At 63.9% G+C, this 17,725-nt stretch carries 16 protein-coding genes and 2 tRNA genes; 6 read left to right on the plus strand and 12 right to left on the minus strand.

Translation table 11 applies throughout. The features are described 5' to 3' along the window. Positions 1-23: 23 nt before the first annotated feature. The 5 genes from CXZ10_RS12335 to CXZ10_RS12355 form a co-directional block, all read right to left on the minus strand. Entirely contained in the window at positions 24-830 is an 807-nt protein-coding gene (locus CXZ10_RS12335; RefSeq protein WP_101289647.1) for an ABC transporter permease, read from the minus strand. Further along, positions 820-1,755, minus strand: coding sequence for an ABC transporter permease (locus tag CXZ10_RS12340; RefSeq protein ID WP_244617148.1), 936 nt, complete (start codon positions 1,753-1,755; stop codon positions 820-822). Before CXZ10_RS12340 ends, CXZ10_RS12335 begins: the two co-directional genes overlap by 11 nt. Further along, complete coding sequence (locus tag CXZ10_RS12345; RefSeq protein WP_101289649.1) at positions 1,748-2,770, minus strand: ABC transporter ATP-binding protein; 1,023 nt, start codon at positions 2,768-2,770, stop codon at positions 1,748-1,750. Before CXZ10_RS12345 ends, CXZ10_RS12340 begins: the two co-directional genes overlap by 8 nt. A gap of 188 nt (positions 2,771-2,958) precedes the next feature. Further along, positions 2,959-4,086 (minus strand): ABC transporter substrate-binding protein, encoded by a 1,128-nt coding sequence (locus tag CXZ10_RS12350; RefSeq protein ID WP_244617157.1) that lies wholly within the window; start codon positions 4,084-4,086, stop codon positions 2,959-2,961. Positions 4,087-4,248: 162 nt separating this feature from the next. Continuing rightward, complete coding sequence (locus CXZ10_RS12355) at positions 4,249-5,160, minus strand: LysR family transcriptional regulator (protein ID WP_101289795.1); 912 nt, start codon at positions 5,158-5,160, stop codon at positions 4,249-4,251. A gap of 313 nt (positions 5,161-5,473) precedes the next feature. Between CXZ10_RS12355 and CXZ10_RS12360 the strand changes: the two genes are divergently transcribed. Further along, the gene (locus tag CXZ10_RS12360) at positions 5,474-6,643 is read left to right on the plus strand and encodes an AI-2E family transporter (protein WP_101289650.1); all 1,170 of its coding nucleotides are present in this window, start codon (positions 5,474-5,476) and stop codon (positions 6,641-6,643) included. 10 nt (positions 6,644-6,653) lie between these two features. Here the strand turns inward: CXZ10_RS12360 and CXZ10_RS12365 are convergent, their stop codons facing one another. Continuing rightward, a complete protein-coding gene (locus CXZ10_RS12365) occupies positions 6,654-7,250 on the minus strand; it encodes a tRNA-specific adenosine deaminase (RefSeq protein WP_101289651.1) in 597 nt (198 codons plus the stop codon). Positions 7,251-7,771: 521 nt separating this feature from the next. Between CXZ10_RS12365 and CXZ10_RS12370 the strand changes: the two genes are divergently transcribed. Further along, entirely contained in the window at positions 7,772-8,629 is an 858-nt protein-coding gene (locus CXZ10_RS12370; RefSeq protein ID WP_101289652.1) for a DUF4238 domain-containing protein, read from the plus strand. A 228-nt stretch (positions 8,630-8,857) separates the two neighbouring features. Here CXZ10_RS12370 and CXZ10_RS12375 read toward each other — a convergent pair. After that, positions 8,858-8,932, minus strand: a tRNA-Gln gene (locus CXZ10_RS12375). A 222-nt stretch (positions 8,933-9,154) separates the two neighbouring features. On the opposite strand from CXZ10_RS12375, the gene CXZ10_RS12380 reads away from it, so the two are divergent. After that, positions 9,155-9,231: transfer RNA gene (locus CXZ10_RS12380), tRNA-Pro, on the plus strand. A gap of 143 nt (positions 9,232-9,374) precedes the next feature. On the opposite strand, the gene CXZ10_RS12385 is transcribed toward CXZ10_RS12380, so the two are convergent. Both CXZ10_RS12385 and guaD read right to left on the minus strand, forming a co-directional pair. Continuing rightward, a complete protein-coding gene (locus CXZ10_RS12385) occupies positions 9,375-10,166 on the minus strand; it encodes a sugar phosphate isomerase/epimerase family protein (RefSeq protein ID WP_244617149.1) in 792 nt (263 codons plus the stop codon). 273 nt (positions 10,167-10,439) lie between these two features. Next, positions 10,440-11,780, minus strand: a complete 1,341-nt coding sequence (guaD, locus tag CXZ10_RS12390; RefSeq protein WP_101289653.1) for a guanine deaminase — start codon at positions 11,778-11,780, stop codon at positions 10,440-10,442. Between the two features lie 166 nt (positions 11,781-11,946). Here guaD and CXZ10_RS12395 point away from each other — a divergent pair, with 166 nt between their 5' ends. Together CXZ10_RS12395 and CXZ10_RS12400 are read left to right on the plus strand one after the other, a co-directional pair. Beyond that, positions 11,947-13,620: a formate--tetrahydrofolate ligase gene (locus CXZ10_RS12395; protein ID WP_101289654.1), complete on the plus strand. Its 1,674-nt coding sequence runs from the start codon at positions 11,947-11,949 to the stop codon at positions 13,618-13,620. A gap of 114 nt (positions 13,621-13,734) precedes the next feature. Continuing rightward, on the plus strand, positions 13,735-14,121 hold the full coding sequence (locus CXZ10_RS12400) for a winged helix-turn-helix transcriptional regulator (RefSeq protein ID WP_101289655.1): 387 nt from the start codon (positions 13,735-13,737) through the stop codon (positions 14,119-14,121). Between the two features lie 34 nt (positions 14,122-14,155). Here the strand turns inward: CXZ10_RS12400 and CXZ10_RS12405 are convergent, their stop codons facing one another. The 3 genes from CXZ10_RS12405 to CXZ10_RS12415 form a co-directional block, all read right to left on the minus strand. Beyond that, complete coding sequence (locus CXZ10_RS12405) at positions 14,156-14,464, minus strand: PilZ domain-containing protein (protein WP_101289656.1); 309 nt, start codon at positions 14,462-14,464, stop codon at positions 14,156-14,158. 83 nt (positions 14,465-14,547) lie between these two features. Further along, on the minus strand, positions 14,548-15,477 hold the full coding sequence (locus CXZ10_RS12410) for a carbohydrate kinase family protein (protein WP_101289657.1): 930 nt from the start codon (positions 15,475-15,477) through the stop codon (positions 14,548-14,550). Between the two features lie 119 nt (positions 15,478-15,596). After that, on the minus strand, positions 15,597-16,844 hold the full coding sequence (locus CXZ10_RS12415) for a D-amino acid dehydrogenase (protein WP_101289658.1): 1,248 nt from the start codon (positions 16,842-16,844) through the stop codon (positions 15,597-15,599). Positions 16,845-17,096: 252 nt separating this feature from the next. Between CXZ10_RS12415 and CXZ10_RS12420 the strand changes: the two genes are divergently transcribed. After that, positions 17,097-17,687 (plus strand): DUF1131 family protein, encoded by a 591-nt coding sequence (locus CXZ10_RS12420; protein WP_101289659.1) that lies wholly within the window; start codon positions 17,097-17,099, stop codon positions 17,685-17,687. The last annotated feature ends 38 nt before the right edge of the window (positions 17,688-17,725 follow it).

Genomic DNA, 17,725 nt, shown 5'->3' on the forward strand with positions numbered 1-17,725 from the left:
GTCTGGGTCTTGTCTGTCTGATGTCAGCGCGAGCCGCCGGCAACATGCTCACCCTCGCGGGTCAGCCAGTAGGCGGCGAGAATGGGGAAGAAGGTCACGACCATCACCAGCACGGCGACCACGTTGGTTACGGGGCGTTCGCGCGGACGGACCAGTTCGTTGAGCATCCAGATCGGCAGTGTCGTCTGCTGACCGGCGGTGAAGGTGGTGACGATCACCTCGTCGAAGGACAAGGCAAAGGCGAGCATGCCGCCGGCCAGCAGCGCCGTGCCGATATTGGGCAACACAACGTAGCGAAAGGTCTGGAAAGCATCGGCGCCCAAGTCGAACGACGCCTCGACCAGCGACGGTGACAGGCGGCGGAAACGGGCGACCGCGTTGTTGTAGACGACGACGATGCAGAAGGTGGCGTGCCCCAGTACGATGGTGAACACCGAGAAGGGTATGTCCATCAGGTTGAAGGCCGATCGCAGGGCAATGCCGGTGATGATGCCGGGCAGGGCGATCGGCAGGATCAACAGCAGCGAGACGTTGTCGCGCCCCCAGAACCGAGCGCGCGACAAGGCTGCGGCGGCGAGCGTGCCGAGCACCAGAGCCAATCCGGTCGCCACCAGCGCCACATTGAACGACAAGGACAGGGCAGCCCAGATATCGGACCGTCCCCAGGCCACCGCGAACCAGCGTAGCGTCAGGCCCGGCGGCGGGAACTGATAACTCTTGTCCTCCGTGGTGAAGGCATAGACCACGATGATGGCGAGGGGCCAGTGCAGGAAAATGAGGCCGCCGATGGCGGAGAGCTTGAGCAGCAGCGAGGAGCGGTCAGAGCGCATCGAATGCCCCCAGCTTGCGGGCAAACGTCAGGTAGACGCCCATGATCAGGATCGGCACCACCGAGAAGGCAGCCGCGAGCGGTATGTTGCCGGCCGTGCCTTGCTGGGCATAGACCGCCTGGCCGAGGTAATACTGCGAGCCGCCGACGATCTGCGGAATGATGTAGTCGCCGAGCGTCAGCGAGAAGGTGAAGATCGAGCCCGCCACCACGCCCGGAAAGGCAAGCGGCAGGATGACATGACGGAAGGTGTCGCGGGGACTTGCGCCGAGATCGGCGCTGGCCTCGATCAGGTTGCCGGGCACCCGCTCCAATGCCGCCTGTATGGGCAGGATCATGTAGGGCAGCCAGACATAGCAGAAGACGATGAAGGTGCCGGTATAGGAGGCCGAGAGCGACGGACCGCCGATCACCGGCAGCGACAGATACCAGTCGAGGAGAAACTTGAGGCCGAGCTTGTCCAGCACCCAGGTATCGATGCCTTCGCGCGCCAGGATCAGCTTCCAGGCGTAGACCTTGACCAGATAGCTCGACCACAGCGGCATCATCACCAGCAGATAGAAGGCCGCCTTCATTAGGCCACGGGCATAGCGGGCGGCGTAATAGGCGATCGGGAAAGCCATGATGGCATCGGCGATCGTCACCAGCGCCGACATCAGCACCGTGCGAATGATGACATCGAGGTTGGCGGGCGCCATCAACTGCGTCCAGGTGGACAGGGTGAACTCGCGAACGATCACCCCTGAGAAATCGTCCAGACTGAAGAAGCTCTGTGCCAGCAGCGCGAAGAGCGAGCCGAGATAGATGACGCCGAGCCACAGCAGCGGTGGCGCCAGCAAAAGTGCGAGAAACAGACGCGGGTGTCGATAGACGGCGTCGATGAGCGAAGAGAGTGGCCCGCGCCGCCGCAGGGCAAGATCAGACATCGTTGCCCTCCCCATCCATGGCATGCAGTGCGCTGCGAGCCCAGCCGACCGTGACCGCTTGTCCCACGTCAAACGCCTGCGATGACGGGGCCATGGCGTAGATTTCAAGCCCGTTGATCTTGAGCCGCGTCTTGCGCATGGCGCCCTGGAACTGCTGGTCGATCACCTCGGCTGTGTGCCGGACGTCCATGGCATCGGCCACGGCGCCGATCAGGATCGATTCGGGGCGCAGGCTGGTCCAGCGGCTGACGCCGCCAAAGCGGGGCGCCTCGTCAGGCGTCAGCACGTTGGATGATCCGACGAAGTCGGCCACGAAGCGCGTCGTCGGTCGCTGGTAGATGTCCTCGGGCGTGCCGATCTGGACGATGCGGCCCTTGTTGAACACGGCCACCCGGTCCGCCATGGACAGTGCCTCGCCCTGGTCGTGGGTCACGAACACGAAGGTGAGGCCGAGTTGCTTGTGCAGGCGGCGCAACTCGTCCTGCATCTCCTCGCGCAGCTTGAGGTCGAGCGCCCCAAGCGGCTCGTCGAGCAGCAGCACTTTGGGTCGGTTGACCAGGGCGCGGGCGAGCGCCACGCGCTGTCTCTGGCCGCCGGAAAGCTGAGCCGGGCGCCTGAGATCCATGCCCTCGAGCCGAACGAGCGACAGCGCTTCCCGAGCGCACTTTTCGCGCTCGAGGCGCGGAACACCCCGCACCATCAACCCGTAGGCCACGTTCTGGAGCACCGTCATATGCGGAAACAGCGCATAATCCTGAAACACGGTGTTCACATCGCGCCGGTTGGGCGCCAGCCCTTCGGCCGTCTCGCCGAATATCTCGATATGACCTGCGGTCGGCTGCTCGAAACCGGCAATCAGCCGGAGACACGTCGTCTTGCCCGAACCCGAGGGGCCGAGCATGGCGAAGAACTCGCCCTGGCCTATCTTGAGATCCACCCCATCGACGGCGCGCACCGCACCGAAATGGCGGCTGACGTTCTCGAACATGACGGCGGTCGTGGATGTGGGTGTCATCAAGGAAGGCTCGTTGGAAAGAAGCAGGATGTCGCGGCTAAGGCCCAGCCCGTGCCCTTGCAATCCAGCAAGGCTACGGCGGGCAAAGGATGGCCGTTGCCATCGTGCAGCGACGGATATCGATCGGAACAGACGGTCGCCGACGTGCTGGCCCGGAGATCCTCTGGGCCAGCGCATCGAAGCGTCGCTCAACGGCCTCCGAGGATCGCCATATAGTCCGACACCCAGCGGTGATAGGGCACGCAAGCCTCGCCGGCCGAACACTTGGCGACGGGCGTGCGCCAGAAGCTGATCTTGTCGAAATTGTCGATGCCGTTGGTCTTGCAGCCTTCGTCGGTCAACAGTTCGTTGCCCTTGCAGGCGGCCGGAACCGACGGGACGGAACCGAACCAGGCGGCGACGTCGCCCTGCACCTTCGGCTGCAGCGAATGCTCCATCCAGAGATAAGCGCAGTTGGGATGCTTGGCGTTGGCGTGCAGCATGGTGGTGTCGGCCCAGCCGGTGGCGCCTTCAGAGGGAACAACCGAGGCAATCGGCTTGTTCTGGGAGACCAGGAGGTTGACCTGGAACGGCCAGGACGACGAAGCGACCACGCCCTCGTTCGTGAAGTCATCCACCTGTTTCATGGCGTCATGCCAGTAGCGCTGGACCAGTTCCTTCTGCGTGCGCAGCAGGTCGAGGGCGGCTTTGTACTGCGCTTCGGTCAGCTCATAGGGATCGGTGATGCCGAGCTCGGGATTGTGCGCCTTCAGATAAAGCGCGGCGTCGGCGATATAGATCGGGCCGTCGAAGGCCTGGATCCGCCCCTTGTTGGATTTTCCGTCCGGTAGCATCTGTTCCTGGAACACCACGTTCCAGCTTGTGGGCGCGCTGCCCTTGAAGGCTTCGGTGTTGTACATCAGCACATTGGCGCCCCATTGATAGGGCGTGCCATAGTGAACGCCGTCCACCGTGTGCCAGGGCGCGTTCTGCAGGCGCTCATCTACCGTCTTCCAGGACGGGATCAGATCGAGGTTGATCGGCTGCACCTTCTTGCCGGCGATGAGACGCAAGGACGCGTCACCCGAGGCGGTGACGAGGTCGAAGCCACCCTCGTTCATCAGCGACACCATCTCGTCGGACGTGCCGGCCACCTTCACCTGCACCTTGCAACTGGTCTGCTTCTCGAAGTCGGTGACCCAGTCGTAACTCTTGTCGGTCTCGCCGCGCTCGATGTAGCCGGCCCAGGCGACGATATCGACTTGCCCTTCTCCAGGGCCGATGGAGGCGAGCTGAGCATAGGATGGCGTGACACCAAGAAGCAGCGTCGGCACCATGCCCAACGCCATCATGCGCTTTGCAGAAGTGGTCATGTCGGTTCCCCTTGTCATGGGCACGATCGGTCATTGCCGCACCCTTAGGGAAAACCCTAACAAAACCTTGCTTTCTCGCAATTTCAAAAAATCAAGAAACAATATCGGAAATTCCGATATCACGAGCTACGGCATCAGACGCCCCGCATTGTGGGAGAGCGTGACTTCGATGAAGCGACGGGCATTAAGATTGTCGTGGGTGCCGCGCCGGCGCACCAGTGCCGCCTTCACCATGGGCATGGCCGCGGAAATTTGCCGTGCTTCCAGGCGCAGACCATCCAGCGACCAGGGGCGAAACACCAGATCTGGCAAAATGGCAACGCCAACTCCGCCAGCCACCAGCGAACGCACCGCCTCGACCGAGCGCGAGCGGAACGCGATATGTGGCCGCAAGCCGGAACCGCGCCAGAGATGATCGACTGGTTCTTCGATTTCGTCGATACTAAGCGCAATCTGCGGAAATTCCGAAATCATCTGGAGATCCAAGTGATCGCGTTCCGCCAGCGTGTGACCGGACGCCACCCACAGTCGATAGCGATAGGCTTCGAGCTCGTCGGCTGCCAGGGATTCGGGATTGTGCAGGCCCGACATGGTGACGAGCGCCAGATCTATCTCGCCATTCAGCAGCAGATGTTCGAGATAATCATGCCCGTCTTCCACGAGATCGACGCTGACGCCGGGAAAGGCACGGGAGAATCGCGCCAGCAGATCGGAGAGCACATAGCCGGCCACCAGCGACGTCACGCCGAGCGCCAGACGTCCCGTCACCTCAGGCGCGACATTGGCAAGCGCGCCCCGCGCGTCGGCGACGTCCTGCCAGATGCGTTCCGCATGCCTGCGAAACAACTGCCCCTTATGCGTCAGTCCAAGGCCGCGCGACTGTCGCTCGAGCAGCTTCACCCCGAGATCAGCCTCCAGATCCTTCATCGCCTCCGTGATGGTCGACTGCGACGTCGAAATTTGCGCCGCTGCCCTCGAAACAGAACCGGTCTCGGCGATTGCGAGAAAATACTGGAGCTGACGCAACGAGAAGGACATGGTCGTGCCCATGGGTGGTGCAGGTGTCGGTCGGTCCGCAAGGTGCGCCGATAATGGAAGTCGACTATCGCGCAAGCACACCGATCGAGGAGATCATCGCTGATCGATCCGGCGGTTTCCAGTATCATCCGGTGGAACGTAGCGCGGCCATTCATTATTCACTCTGCTCCAGTAGGATGGCGCCGGCCACCGCGAGAATGATGTCTTCCTCGGGAGAAACGGTGATGTGGCTCCGAGGGTCCCTGGCAGTGGTTGCGGCTATCCCGGCGATGGCCCATAACTCACGCTGTCCAAGCCGACGAGAAGATCGCCCGTGACCGATCCGCGAAGTCCCCTGTCGAAAGATCAGCCGCGCTGGCTCGGCGCCGTTCCCTCCGGCCGTGTGCCCATCGTGCCGCTGATCGCCGCCGCGCGCTGGCTGTTGCTGCTGATCATCGTCGCCGGCATCTATTTCTTCAGCGGCTTCGTCGTTCCGGTCCTCGCCGCCCTGGTGATCGGTTTTGCCACCTGGCCGCTGTTCCGCGACCTGACGCGGCTTTGCGACGGCAACACCAAGCTCAGCGCCTCGATCGCCCTGGTCTGCATCCTGCTGTTCCTGATCGTGCCGATGCTGGTTGCGGTCAGCTTCGCCTTCGATGAGTTCAAGGGCTGGTTCAACTGGCTCCTGGAGGCCAACCGCAGCGGCGTGGCCGTGCCGCCATGGATCGCCACCTTCCCAATGGCGGGGGACTGGCTTGCCGAGCAGTGGAACCTGCATGTCGGCCCGCCCGGCGCCATCGGCGAGCTCGTCCAGATGGTTTCCGGCGCCAACATCGGCAACATCTACCGGGTCGTCATGACGGCCGGCGGCGAGGCCTTCCGGCTGCTGCTGATGCTGCTGTTCATGATGATCGCCCTGTTCTTCGTCTACAAGGACGGCAGCGCCCTGGTGGAACAGATCGATCTCGTCGGCGAACGTATCCTGCCGACCCGCTGGGGGCGCATTTCGCGCATCGTGCCGGCCACCATCAGTTCCACCGTCACCGGCATGACGCTGATCGCCATCGGCGAGGGCATCGTTCTCGGCGTCGCCTACTGGATCGCCGGCGTGCCGTCGCCGGCCATCTTCGGCGTCATTACCGGCGTCATGGCGCTGATCCCCGGCGGCGCACCGCTCAGCTTCACCCTGATCTCGCTGTATCTCGTGGCAAGCGGGCACCCCGTCGAAGGGGCCGCGCTATTCGCTTGGGGAACCGTCGAGCTGTTCATCGTCGACAAGACGCTGCGGCCGCGCCTCGTCGGCGGTCCGATCAAGCTGCCCTTCCTGCCCACCTTCTTCGGCCTCGTCGGCGGCGTGAAGACCATGGGCTTCCTCGGGCTGTTCATCGGCCCGGTGCTGATGGCGCTGCTGGTCGCCATCTGGCGCGAGTGGCTCACCGAACTGCGGAGCGAGGAAACGACGGTCGTCGTGCCTCCGCCACGCGAGCCACCGGCCGCGGCCTGACGGAAGCGGTTTATTTGAGGGGAATGGCGTTTCGCGACTTGCCGCCCTGGTAGGCGTCCGACAGCTTCGCATAGTCCACCCGGATGGCGTCGGCCCGCGCCTGGAACTCTGCCCTGGCCGTAGCGTCACAGACGGCGATCAGGTCGGCGATGTGCTCGCTGTGCCAGAAGGCGTTGGTGCGGCGGTAGCCGCCCGGCTCCAGGGTGAAGACCTCTTTCAGTATCTTGAGGTCATGCGGGATCGAGAAGGCGTCCCGAGAATTCTCGTGGCTGAAGAAATAGAAGAAATTGTCGAAGCCGGCCCAGGTGATCGCTGACAGGCACATCGAGCAGGGTTCGTGTGTGGACAGGAAAATGAGCTCGCTGGTGTTCGGCCTGTCCTTGAGCTCGTAGAATGTCTTGATGGTATGCACTTCCCCATGCCACAGCGGGTTCTCGGTCTCATTGTTGGTTCCGGCGAGCACGACGGAATAGTCTTTCTTGTCGAGCAGTGCGGCACCGAACACCTTGTTGCCGGCGCCGACGCCCGCCCGCGTCAGAGGTAATATGTGATGCTCGATCGTCGTCAGCAACGCGTCGACGAGGCGTTCCGGGTGTCTCTCGCTCATGTCCGGTTCCGATTCTCGATTGTTCCCAGGCGATCATCGTCGCTGTCTTGGGCGCGTACAAGGTTTTGGAAGGGGCGTTGTTCGTCAGTTGGCAGCCACGGAGATCTGTTACCCGTTCTTCATAGGCTACTTGGTCGTATCCTTTACGGATGCGCCATCGTTTGGGGAGTGGCCGGCTGGCTTGGTTCTTCCAGATTTACCGGGCTGACCTCGCCGTGACGGACCGGGTGCGTGCCGACCTCAGCATCATCCGCCGCACGCGGTTTACCGGTCTTCGAAGGTGTGCCCGAGGTCTGACCGCCGATGCTTTGGCTACCCGCTACTCCAGTCGTCAGGGATCCTGCTTGGGTTCACACTGTGGCCTTTCCAGCCTCAGTTATATCTCCTAGTCTTGCCCACACACGGTTCATCAAAATCCAGCTCATGGGAGGGCTTGCGAGGCGGGCGACCGGAGAGGCAGGCACCAGTAAGCGGAGGGAGATGGAGAGCTTGACGATCTCGATGCCAACTGGAGCTAATCGGTGACCGCACCCAAGCTCCACCACTATGTCCCGCAATTCCATCTGCGACGGTTTGTCGATGAACGAGGTATGCTGTGGGCGTGGGACAAGCTAAGTGACCGCATCTTTCGGTCTCCACCAAAAGGAGTCGCCGCCGAGAAGCAGTTCTACCGTCTAACTCAATATGAGGCTGGCGGCCATGACCCCTTGGCAATGGAAAAACAACTGTCGGAAATGGAAGGAGAGGTCTCGCTAATCACCGATCAGTGGCTTAATTGGCTGCCTCAGATGGCACCGCTCGACAAAGTGCCAATTCCAAGCATCAACCGTTGGATCGTCGCACGCTTTCTCGCAGTCCAAATTCTACGCACACGCGACACGCGCGAACTGCTATCAGCGCTGGCCAGCGCCCATGGCGGCGAGCCGATAGATGCACGAGAGTTGCACACAGAACTCATATGGAACTTGGATGTAGTCGAGAGGCTTGCGAAAAGGTTCAGGCGTTCAATCTGGGTCTTTGCGCGCAACGAAAGTGCGACACCGTTCGTGACCTCGGACAATCCGATCGCGTTCCGTAGCCCGGACAATCGCCAATGGCTGAGGTCCCTCGTTTTGGTGCCGGGCGCCTACCTTGTTTTTGCGATGTCGCCCGGCGCGGTGCTCTATTGTCACCCGCGCGAGGGGGCGTTCCGCAAGCTCAGCAAGTTTAACGATTGCCTGTCACCGGTGGTTCTGGACGACGGCATGGTTGAGAGCGAGAATAGCGGACAAGTCTTTATGGCATCTCGGCTCGTGCTCTCTAGCAGGCCCGAGTTCGAGGCCGAACGCACTTTCGCGTCGACGATCGGCACTGACATTTACGCGCCCACAACGACCTAAAGCGCCGGACCGCAAACCAATATTGTCCTCAAGGGCCATCCGATTGGAGGCGAGTTGCGCTGCCATCAGAGATACACCGGCTGGCGGGATCATTCGGTCGCGATATTCGGCCTTCTCTATCGCGCCCATGCGACTCGCAACATGCACATAGGGTATGTCCTCGTTGGCGAATAACCTCTGGACGAGACGAGCAGATCTGGAAATTCACGGCTCTAGTGTGGGAAAATTTGGCTGGGGTGGCAGGATTCGAACCTACGGATGGCGGAATCAAAATCCGCTGCCTTACCACTTGGCGACACCCCATCCGGCGGCCTCGGCCGCGGTCCGCTCGATATAGCCGCAACCTCGGCCGACTGCAACACGGCTGGCGCGGCTCGATGCAAGGAGCCGTACCCTCTTCGTGCAGGCAGCGCGCGGTCATTTCGCGGGGCGTCCGACGGGGCGCAAAATCCCTGATCCACAAGTGTGATTTTGGGGCTTGCAGAGGCGGGGAGGGGACGCTATACACCGCCCCACCGACGGTTACGGAGTGTAGCGCAGCCTGGTAGCGCACCTGCTTCGGGAGCAGGGGGTCGCGTGTTCAAATCACGCCACTCCGACCATTCTTCCCGCAAATTCAACGACATGACGGTGTATGGCGCAAAGCGCCAGTGCGTTCGCGCATCGGCCTGATGCGGGCTCGCTGCTTTGCCGCAGTCGCTTGCCAAATATCGAGAGCGTCCGGGATGAAATTCGGTGTGGTCCGTTACCGGGCCGCCAGCATCGGTTCGCCCCTGGCCATCTCGGCGAAGGCGCGCATGGCATCGATGCTGCGGCGGGCGAAGCGGTCGAAGTCCCGGGGATTGTCGTGCTCGGCGATGAGCAGCGACGCGCCGGCCGCAACGGCCGTTTTCCACAACTTGGGCCAGGGCACGATGCCCGTGCCGACATCCGCCCAACCGTCCTCATCGGCCCGGCTGCCGCGCGGCGCGATATCCTTGACGTGGACGGCTGCGATGCGGCCGGCATAGCCTTCGAGCCACGGCTGCGGATCCACGCCGGCCAGCGCCACCCAGGCCACGTCGACCTCAAGATGCACGGCCGGGTCGGCGGCGATGTGCTGGATGGGCATAGATCCGTCCCTCAAGGGGCGGAACTCATAGTCGTGATTGTGCCAGGCGAAATCGAAGCCGCGTGACCGCAGAAGCCGGGCGATCGTCGCGATGCGGTCTCCGAAACGTCGCCACTCATCGGTGACGGCAGGGCGCAGCTCGACGGGAATGAAGGGGCAGACGAGGAGGCGCATGCCCAGCGTTTCGGCAATGCGGCATGCCGCGTCCGGATCGCTCTCCAGCATATGCAGCGAGAAGTGGCCGCTCAAGGCCGTGAGATCGCTTTCATCGAGTGTTTCGCGCAAGGCGGAAGCGTCGTCGTAGAGAACGTCCGTGGGTTCGACATTGGTGTAGCCGAGCGCGGCAAGGTGCGGCAGGTGATCGGTCACCGGCGGGAACAGCCGCGCCGAATGCAGCTGGATGGAAAACGGCAGGTCGCGCGCCACATCACCCTCCCATGACTGGCCCAATGGTTACGCCAGCCGGATTTCGCTGACGGCGATGCGGAAGCCTCCTCGACCGCATCATGACGGCGAAATCGAAACGTTGCCGGACTTCAGTCCGCTCCCCAAGAAGATCGTCTTTCATGAGAGACAGGCGCTTTCTGCCCCTAGCCGCTCTGACCAAACCGGATCTTCAGCAATCGATTTCATCGATGCTAACTTGAGCGATCCTGTCGTGGCAAGCTATTCTTTATAGGGGTCGAAAAAACGGCACGCCTAAGAGACGGCCTTTCCGAGGCCCTGCGGGCGGCCACCAACAAATACCTCGTGGACATTGCGGTCGCTGCCGAGCGTCATCAGGACGAACAGTTCCTCTTCGAGATCGCCGCTGCCAGCCGCGAGGCGATGGGCCATCGCCGGCGTGGCCGCGCTGTCGAGCACCACGAGGTCGGCATGGGCGCCGGGGGCGATGCGGCCGAGATCCGGCTCGCCGAGCGCCTCGGCGTTGCCGCGCGTCATCAGGTGGAAGGCCTCGATGGCCGACAGCTTCTGTCCCCGAAGCTGCATCACCTTGTAGGCCTCGGCCGCCGTCGCCAGCATCGAGTAGCTGGTGCCGCCACCGATGTCGGTGGCAAGCGCGATGCGAACGGGATGGGTGCCGCCTTCGAGGCCCTTGTAGTCGAACAGCCCCGAGCCGATGAACAGGTTGGAGGTCGGGCAGAACACCGCGACGGTGCCGCTTTCCGACATGCGCTGGATCTCGCGCGGCGTCAGGTGAATGGCATGCCCCATCAGGCTCTTGGGGCCGACCAGGCCGTAATGTTCGTAGACGTCGAGATAGTCGGCGCGCTCGGGGAAAAGACGCCGCACCGTGGCGATCTCCTCGAGGTTCTCAGAGAGATGCGTCTGAATGAGGCAGTCCGGGTGATCACGGGCAAGGCTGCCCAGCGCCTCCAGCTGTTCCGGCGTCGAGGTGATGGCAAAGCGCGGCGTGATCACCACCTTCTGTCGCCCGCGGCCGTGCCATGCGGCGATCAGCGTGGCCGTGTCGTCATGGGCCGATTGGGCCGTGTCGAGCACGTCCGGCGGCGCATTGCGGTCCATGGCCGTCTTGCCGACGAACATGGCGGTGCCGCGCCGCTCGCTCTCGGCGAGAAGGGCCTCGGCCGATCCCTTGTGGACCGATCCGTAGCAGACAGCCGTCGTCGTGCCGTTCCTGAGCAGTTCATCGATGAAGAAGCGGGCCTGAACGCCCGCGAACGCCGGATCGCCATAGCGCGACTCGGCCGGGAAGGTGTACTTGGTCAGCCATTCGAGCAGTTGCTCGCCGTAGGAGGCGATCACCTGCGTCTGCGGGAAATGGATATGGGTGTCGATGAAGCCCGGCAGGATCAGCTTGCCGGAAAAATCGTGAAGGATGGCGCCCTCGCCAGCCACCCGGCTCATCTCGCCGCCATCGACAACATCGACCACCCGTCCGCCCTCGGCGACCACGATGCCATCCTCGAAGTAGCTGTAGGCCGCGCTGTCGCCGGCCCCGTGCGGGCGCCGCTTGAAGGTCAGTACGCGACCGCGTACGAGGGTGCGGCCAGAGGGACGTCGATCGGAAGAGGTCAAACGGAGGCTCCGTCAGGGAGGGCGAGGGCCAGGGGCCGTCTCGCCGCCCAGAAAAGACGAGATGCCCAGCCGAGACAACAGAAAAGTCGGACCCCGCTACATCTTTTCACTTACCGGAGCCCGAAGGCGGAGCGGCCGCCTTGTTCCGGAAACCACGAGTGCGCCCATGCTTGACGATATCGAGATTGCTCGCGCCGCCCGCCTGAAGCCGATCGGGGAGGTGGCGGATCGTCTCGGCATTCCTGGTGACGCCCTGATCCCCTATGGTCGCCACATCGCCAAGATCGAGCATGGCTTCGTGTCCGAGGCGCGGCATCGGCCGCGCGGCAAGCTCGTCCTGGTCACCGCCATCTCGCCAACGGCGGCCGGCGAGGGCAAGACCACTACCACCGTCGGCCTTGGCGACGCACTCACCCGCCTCGGCCGCAAGGCAACGATCTGCCTGCGCGAACCGTCCCTCGGTCCCTGCTTCGGCGTCAAGGGCGGCGCGGCTGGCGGCGGCCATGCCCAGGTGGTGCCGATGGAGGCGATCAACCTTCATTTCACCGGTGATTTCCACGCCATCACCTCGGCGCACAATCTCCTGTCGGCGATGATCGACAACCACATCTACTGGGGCAACGAGCCGCGGCTCGACGGCCGGCGGATGACCTGGCGGCGCGTCCTCGACATGAACGACCGCATGCTGCGCCATCAGGTCAACGGGCTCGGCGGCAGCGCCGACGGCTTCCCGCGCGAGGATGGCTTCGACATCACCGTGGCCTCGGAGGTGATGGCGATCTTCTGCCTTGCCACCGACCTTGCCGATCTTGAGCGCCGCCTGAAACGCATCGTCATTGGCGAACTGGACGCCCGCTCCTACGCCACCGCCGACATGATCAAGGCGGCCGGCGCCATGGCGGTGCTGCTGAAGGACGCGTTGCAGCCCAACCTGGTGCAGACGCTGGAGGGAACGCCGGCCTTCGTCCATGGCGGACCGTTCGCCAACATCGCCCATGGCTGCAATTCGGTGATCGCCACCGAAACGGCGCTCGGCCTTGCCGATGTCGTGGTCACCGAGGCCGGCTTCGGCGCCGATCTCGGCGCGGAGAAGTTCCTCGACATCAAGTGTCGCAAGACCGGGCTTCAGCCCGATGCGGCGGTGCTGGTGGCGACCATCCGGGCGCTGAAGATGCACGGCGGCGTCGCCAAGGAGGACCTGGGCGGCGAAAATGTCGCGGCCATGGAGGCGGGATTCTCCAACCTGTCGCGCCATCTCGAAAACCTGCGCAAGTACGGCCTTGATGTGGTCATCGCCATCAATCGCTTTGCCAGCGATACCGATGCCGAAGTTGCCCGCCTTAGGCAACTGTGCGCCGAAGCGGGGGCGCCGGTGGCGCTCGCCACCCACTTCGCAGACGGCGGCCGCGGCGCCGAGGATCTGGCGCGCACGGTGCTTGAGGTTCTCGACGGGCCTCGCCGCCAGCCCTTCGGTCTTCTCTACCCGGACGACTTGCCACTGCCGGCCAAGATCGAAACGGTCGCCCGCGAGATCTACGGCGCGGCGTCGGTCGAATACGACGGGCGCGCCGCCCGTAAGCTTGCCGAGTATGGTGAGCGCGGCTTCGGCGGATTGCCGGTCTGCATTGCCAAGACGCAGGCGTCCTTCAGCGCCGACCCGCAGCGCAGGGGCGCGCCCAGCGGCCATGTTCTGCCGGTGCGCGACGTGCGGCTGGCGGCAGGTGCCGAGTTCGTCGTCGCCATATGCGGGTCGATCATGACCATGCCGGGCTTGCCACGTGTGCCGGCCGCCACCCGTATCGGCCTTGACGCCGAGGGGCGGGTGGTCGGCCTGAGCTAAGGATGCGCGCACGCTCTTGTGATGATCGCCAGAGCGGTTTGCGCTTTCACACCGGGGGTGATGCTCCTATTTCAAGGGGCAGCAGTATACTTTTGGCGTGATTTGGAGAGTGCGATGTCTTTCGACCTGGGATCTGAGCCTGCGGCCTCGGGCCGGCTCAATTGTTCGGTCGAGCTGCAGGAGTATCTTTCGGTCGTCCAGCGCGGCCTCAAGGCCATCACCGGCAAGTGGAAGGGCGAAATCCTGTGCCTTCTGTCGGAAGGACCGAAGCGCTTCAACGAGTTGAGACGCGGCATTCCCGGCGTCACCCAGCACATGCTGGCGGCGCAGTTGCGCGATCTCGAGAAGTCCGGCCTGGTGGTCCGCCACGATTACGAACAGGCGCCGCCGCGCGTCGAGTATGAGCTGTCGGAAGCCGGCAGGGCCTTGCGCAGCGTCGGCGACGCATTGCACGATTGGGCGAAGACCTACGCCCCGCCCTCGGAAACCCACCATCACTGAGCGATGGGACAAGGCCACGCCCCAAGCGGCCGCCTCACATGAAGCGGAAGCGGGCGTGCCGGGGATCGTGGCTTTCGTGGATGTAAATGGGCTCGCCGGTGAACTGCAGGCCGAGCTCGTTTTCGCGCCGCCACATCACTTCGGCCCGACGCAGGGATTGCTCCGTCGGGTCGAAAATGAAGAAGTCCTGCGGAATTTCATGGGCGTGGTCGCAGCGGACGCGCATGCCGCCGGAGCTGGTGTCACGCACAACGCAGTCGACGATATAGCGATAGTCGCCATAGACGATCTTCGCCGCCCTGAGCGTCCGCCGCCTGACCCCGTTTCTCTGCTCAACCGACATCGCACATGTCCCACCTGTCGCGGGAATGTTGGCAGCTACAGGTTAAGATTTGCCGAAGCCGCACGCCTCGCGCGGCTCGGTCGTCACCCCTGAAGCTCAGCCCGCCAGGGCGGGTTGGCGCCGGCTCTGGAGCAGGTGATGGCCGCGCAGCGTGTGCCGAAGGCCAGGGCGGCCGCGAGTTCGTCGCGGCTGATAGCCTCGATCGCCGGTCGTGCAATCCGGCCCGCCTCCTTGAGCGCCACCAGGAACGAGCCCTGGAAGGTGTCGCCGGCGCCGATGGTGTCGACCACCTTGGTGGCGGGAGCGGGAACCTCCACCCGGCCGGCCGTCTTGTGCCAGGCGATGACGCCTTCACCGCCGCGCGTGACGATGAAAAGCGCCGCGCCGCCGGCCAGGATGTCCTTGGCCTTGCCGTCAAAGTCGTTGCCGCCGAACAGGAAGTCGAAGTCCATGTCGGACATGCGCACGATGTCGGCGGTTCTCGCGAACTCCGCCATGCGGGCCGTGTAGGCGGCCTTGTCATGCGTCAGCGTCGGCCGGCAGTTGGGGTCGAAGGACAAGGTCGTCTTGCCCTTTGCCGCCTTGAACATCGCAAGATACTCGGACGCCACCGGCTCGTTGATCAGCGTCGTCGACCCGACATGCAGCGCCTCGATGGCCGGGAAGGGGATGCTTCCCTCCTGATAGGTCCAGAGGCGCGCGGCTGTCGTCTCGTCGTAGAAGGCATAGTGCGGTTCGTTGTTCACGAAGCGGACGAAGGCCAGTGTCGTCTCGTTGTCGGAGCGGCGAACGTATCGCAGCGAGGCGCCCGAGGCCGCCAGATGGTCGGCGATCATCGTCCCGAACAGGTCGTTGGAGATGCCGCCGACGAAGCCGGTAAGCGCACCGAGGCGCGACATGGCGACGGCGATGTTGAGGCAGGAGCCTCCGACCGCCGGTACATAGGCGTCCCGGCCATCGGCCGCCTTCACAGGCACGAAATCGATCAGCGCGTCGCCGCAGGCCAGTAACATGTGATTCCCCCGTGTTGCCTAGCACTCCAGTTTCAGTGCTAGCCAATCGGCGAGGCGGCTTCAATCTCTCCTATGGAGCATGGGGGGAACTTCTGATCACGTTGACAATGCCGGATTGTTCAATAGCGGTCGATCGACAGGTCAGCCGTCTCGATGTCGGGCGTGCGTCCCGAAATCAGGTCGGAGAGCGCCCGGGCCGATCCGCAGGCCATTGTCCAGCCGAGCGTGCCGTGGCCGGTGTTGAGCGAGAGATTGGCGTAGCGCGTGGCCCCGATGATCGGTGTGCCGTCCGGCGTCATCGGCCTGAGGCCCGACCAATAGGCGGCTGCCTTGAGGTCGCCGCAAGGGAACAGGCTGCCGGCGACATGTTCGAGCGTATCGCGTCGGGCGGGCGGCAGATCGGTGCTGTAGCCACCGATTTCGGCCATGCCGCCGACGCGCAGCCGGCTGCCGAGCCGGGTGAGCGCCACCTTGTAGGTTTCGTCGAGCACGGTGGAGACCGGCGCGCGCGTCTCGTTGGTGATCGGGGCGGTCAGCGAGTATCCCTTGACCGGATAGACCGGCAGCTTGAGGCCGATGGCCCTTCCCAGAACCGGCGACCACGAGCCGAGCGCCAGCACATAGTGATCGGCGGCGATCCTGCCTTCTGAGGTGATGACGCCACTCACCGTGCCGGCTTCCGCCTCGATCCGGGAGATCGAAACGCCATAGCGGAAGCGCACGCCCAAGCCTTCGGCGATCTTGGCCAGCGCATTGGTGAAGAGATAGCAATCGCCTGTCTCGTCGAGCGGCAGACGGAGACCGCCGACGAAGCTGTCTTTCACGGCTGCGAGCGCCGGTTCGGCACGGGCGACGCCGTCGCGATCGAGCAGTTCGAACGGCACGCCGTCGGCGCTGAGCACCTCGATGTCCCGGCCGGCGTGGTCGAGCTGCTTCTGCATGCGGAAGAGTTGCACCGTACCCTGCGAACGATGATCATAGGCAATCCCGGTCTCCTCGCGCAGGGCGATCAGGCACTCGCGCGAGTAGCCGGCGATGCGCAGCATGCGGCTCTTGTTGCGGGCGTAGGCGGCCGAGGTGCAGTTCGCGAGCAAGGACACGATCCAGGGCAGCAGATGCGGATCGAGCGTCGGGCGGAGAATGAGCGGCGCATGCCGCATGAGCAGCCACTTCACCGCCTTGAGCGGGATGCCGGGCGCGGCCCATGGCGTCGAGTAACCGGGTGAGATCTCGCCGGCATTGGCAAAACTGGTCTCGAGCGCCGGGCCGGGCTGGCGCTCGTAGACGGTGACCTCATGGCCGGCCTTGGCAAGATAGTAGGCGGTGGTGGTGCCGATGACACCGGCGCCGAGAACGGCAACTCTCATGTGAATGTCCCTGCTTCACAAATCCCATGCACTTGATCGAGCGTCGAAATCGCCGTCTTCTCGCGGCGTCTTCGGCATCGCGAGGCTCGACCGTCGCATATGCCTGAACTCTAGGTAGACCTCCGGAGCGGGTCCACATGAAAAAGACCGCGTCCGGTGCTTGGGAGGGTTGCAGGATTTAGCGGTCCGGAGGTGCCTCCTCGGCACCGCCCCCTCGCTTCAATCGGCGAGGCGCCTGTGCTATCGAAAGGCATGATTCATATTCGTGACCTCCTGCGCCTGTCCGGCGTTCTGATGTCGGCGGCTCTCGCGGGCTGCTCCGTTCTTGGCTCCGACTCGGACTTCGCGCCGCCGCCGTCGCGCGCCGCCACCTTCCGCATCACCGCCGCCGGCGTGCCGGGACTGCCGCCGGACACCGCCTTTTCCAAGAAGGCGATCGAGGCGTTGGAGCCCGGCTATGCCGTGTCGTCGGTGACCATGGCGACCGAGCAGAACGAAAGCGTCGCGGCCTTGGCGCTATTCCGCGACGGATTGCAGGTGCTGCAGGTTCTGCCCGGCGCGGGCGGGCGGATCGGCGCCGTTCACGGCGTGTCGGAAAGCCTCGTCGGCCCCAATGGCGAACGCATCGGCATGACCTTTCGCGAGGCGCGCATGGATCGTCTGTCCTGCCGGGAAGGGCAGGGCAACTGGCTCGCCATGCCGATCTGCACGGCGCGCGGCGCCCCCAACGTCACCTTCGTCTTCGCCATTCCCGGCTATATCTCGGCTGGCGACCTGCCGGACGACGCCACGCTGGCCAGTGCCACGCTCCAGCGCATCATCTGGGTGCCGCCGGTGGGCTGAGCGCCCGGCGAGGACCCGCAGGGCAACACGATGGCATA

This window comes from Pleomorphomonas diazotrophica, from assembly GCF_002844595.1.
GTDB classification, from domain to species: Bacteria; Pseudomonadota; Alphaproteobacteria; order Rhizobiales; family Pleomorphomonadaceae; genus Pleomorphomonas; species Pleomorphomonas diazotrophica.

Excerpts from the sequence above, each read along its gene's own strand:
- CXZ10_RS12420 (WP_101289659.1), top strand. The coding sequence starts at position 17,097 with ATGATTCATATTCGTGACCTCCTGCGCCTGTCCGGCGTTCTGATGTCG.
- CXZ10_RS12415 (WP_101289658.1), bottom strand. The coding sequence starts at position 16,844 with ATGAGAGTTGCCGTTCTCGGCGCCGGTGTCATCGGCACCACCACCGCC.
- CXZ10_RS12395 (WP_101289654.1), top strand. The coding sequence starts at position 11,947 with ATGCTTGACGATATCGAGATTGCTCGCGCCGCCCGCCTGAAGCCGATC.
- CXZ10_RS12405 (WP_101289656.1), bottom strand. The coding sequence starts at position 14,464 with ATGTCGGTTGAGCAGAGAAACGGGGTCAGGCGGCGGACGCTCAGGGCG.
- CXZ10_RS12400 (WP_101289655.1), top strand. The coding sequence starts at position 13,735 with ATGTCTTTCGACCTGGGATCTGAGCCTGCGGCCTCGGGCCGGCTCAAT.
- CXZ10_RS12365 (WP_101289651.1), bottom strand. The coding sequence starts at position 7,250 with ATGAGCGAGAGACACCCGGAACGCCTCGTCGACGCGTTGCTGACGACG.
- CXZ10_RS12350 (WP_244617157.1), bottom strand. The coding sequence starts at position 4,086 with ATGGTGCCGACGCTGCTTCTTGGTGTCACGCCATCCTATGCTCAGCTC.
- CXZ10_RS12335 (WP_101289647.1), bottom strand. The coding sequence starts at position 830 with ATGCGCTCTGACCGCTCCTCGCTGCTGCTCAAGCTCTCCGCCATCGGC.
- CXZ10_RS12345 (WP_101289649.1), bottom strand. The coding sequence starts at position 2,770 with ATGACACCCACATCCACGACCGCCGTCATGTTCGAGAACGTCAGCCGC.
- CXZ10_RS12355 (WP_101289795.1), bottom strand. The coding sequence starts at position 5,160 with ATGTCCTTCTCGTTGCGTCAGCTCCAGTATTTTCTCGCAATCGCCGAG.
- CXZ10_RS12340 (WP_244617148.1), bottom strand. The coding sequence starts at position 1,755 with ATGTCTGATCTTGCCCTGCGGCGGCGCGGGCCACTCTCTTCGCTCATC.
- CXZ10_RS12410 (WP_101289657.1), bottom strand. The coding sequence starts at position 15,477 with ATGTTACTGGCCTGCGGCGACGCGCTGATCGATTTCGTGCCTGTGAAG.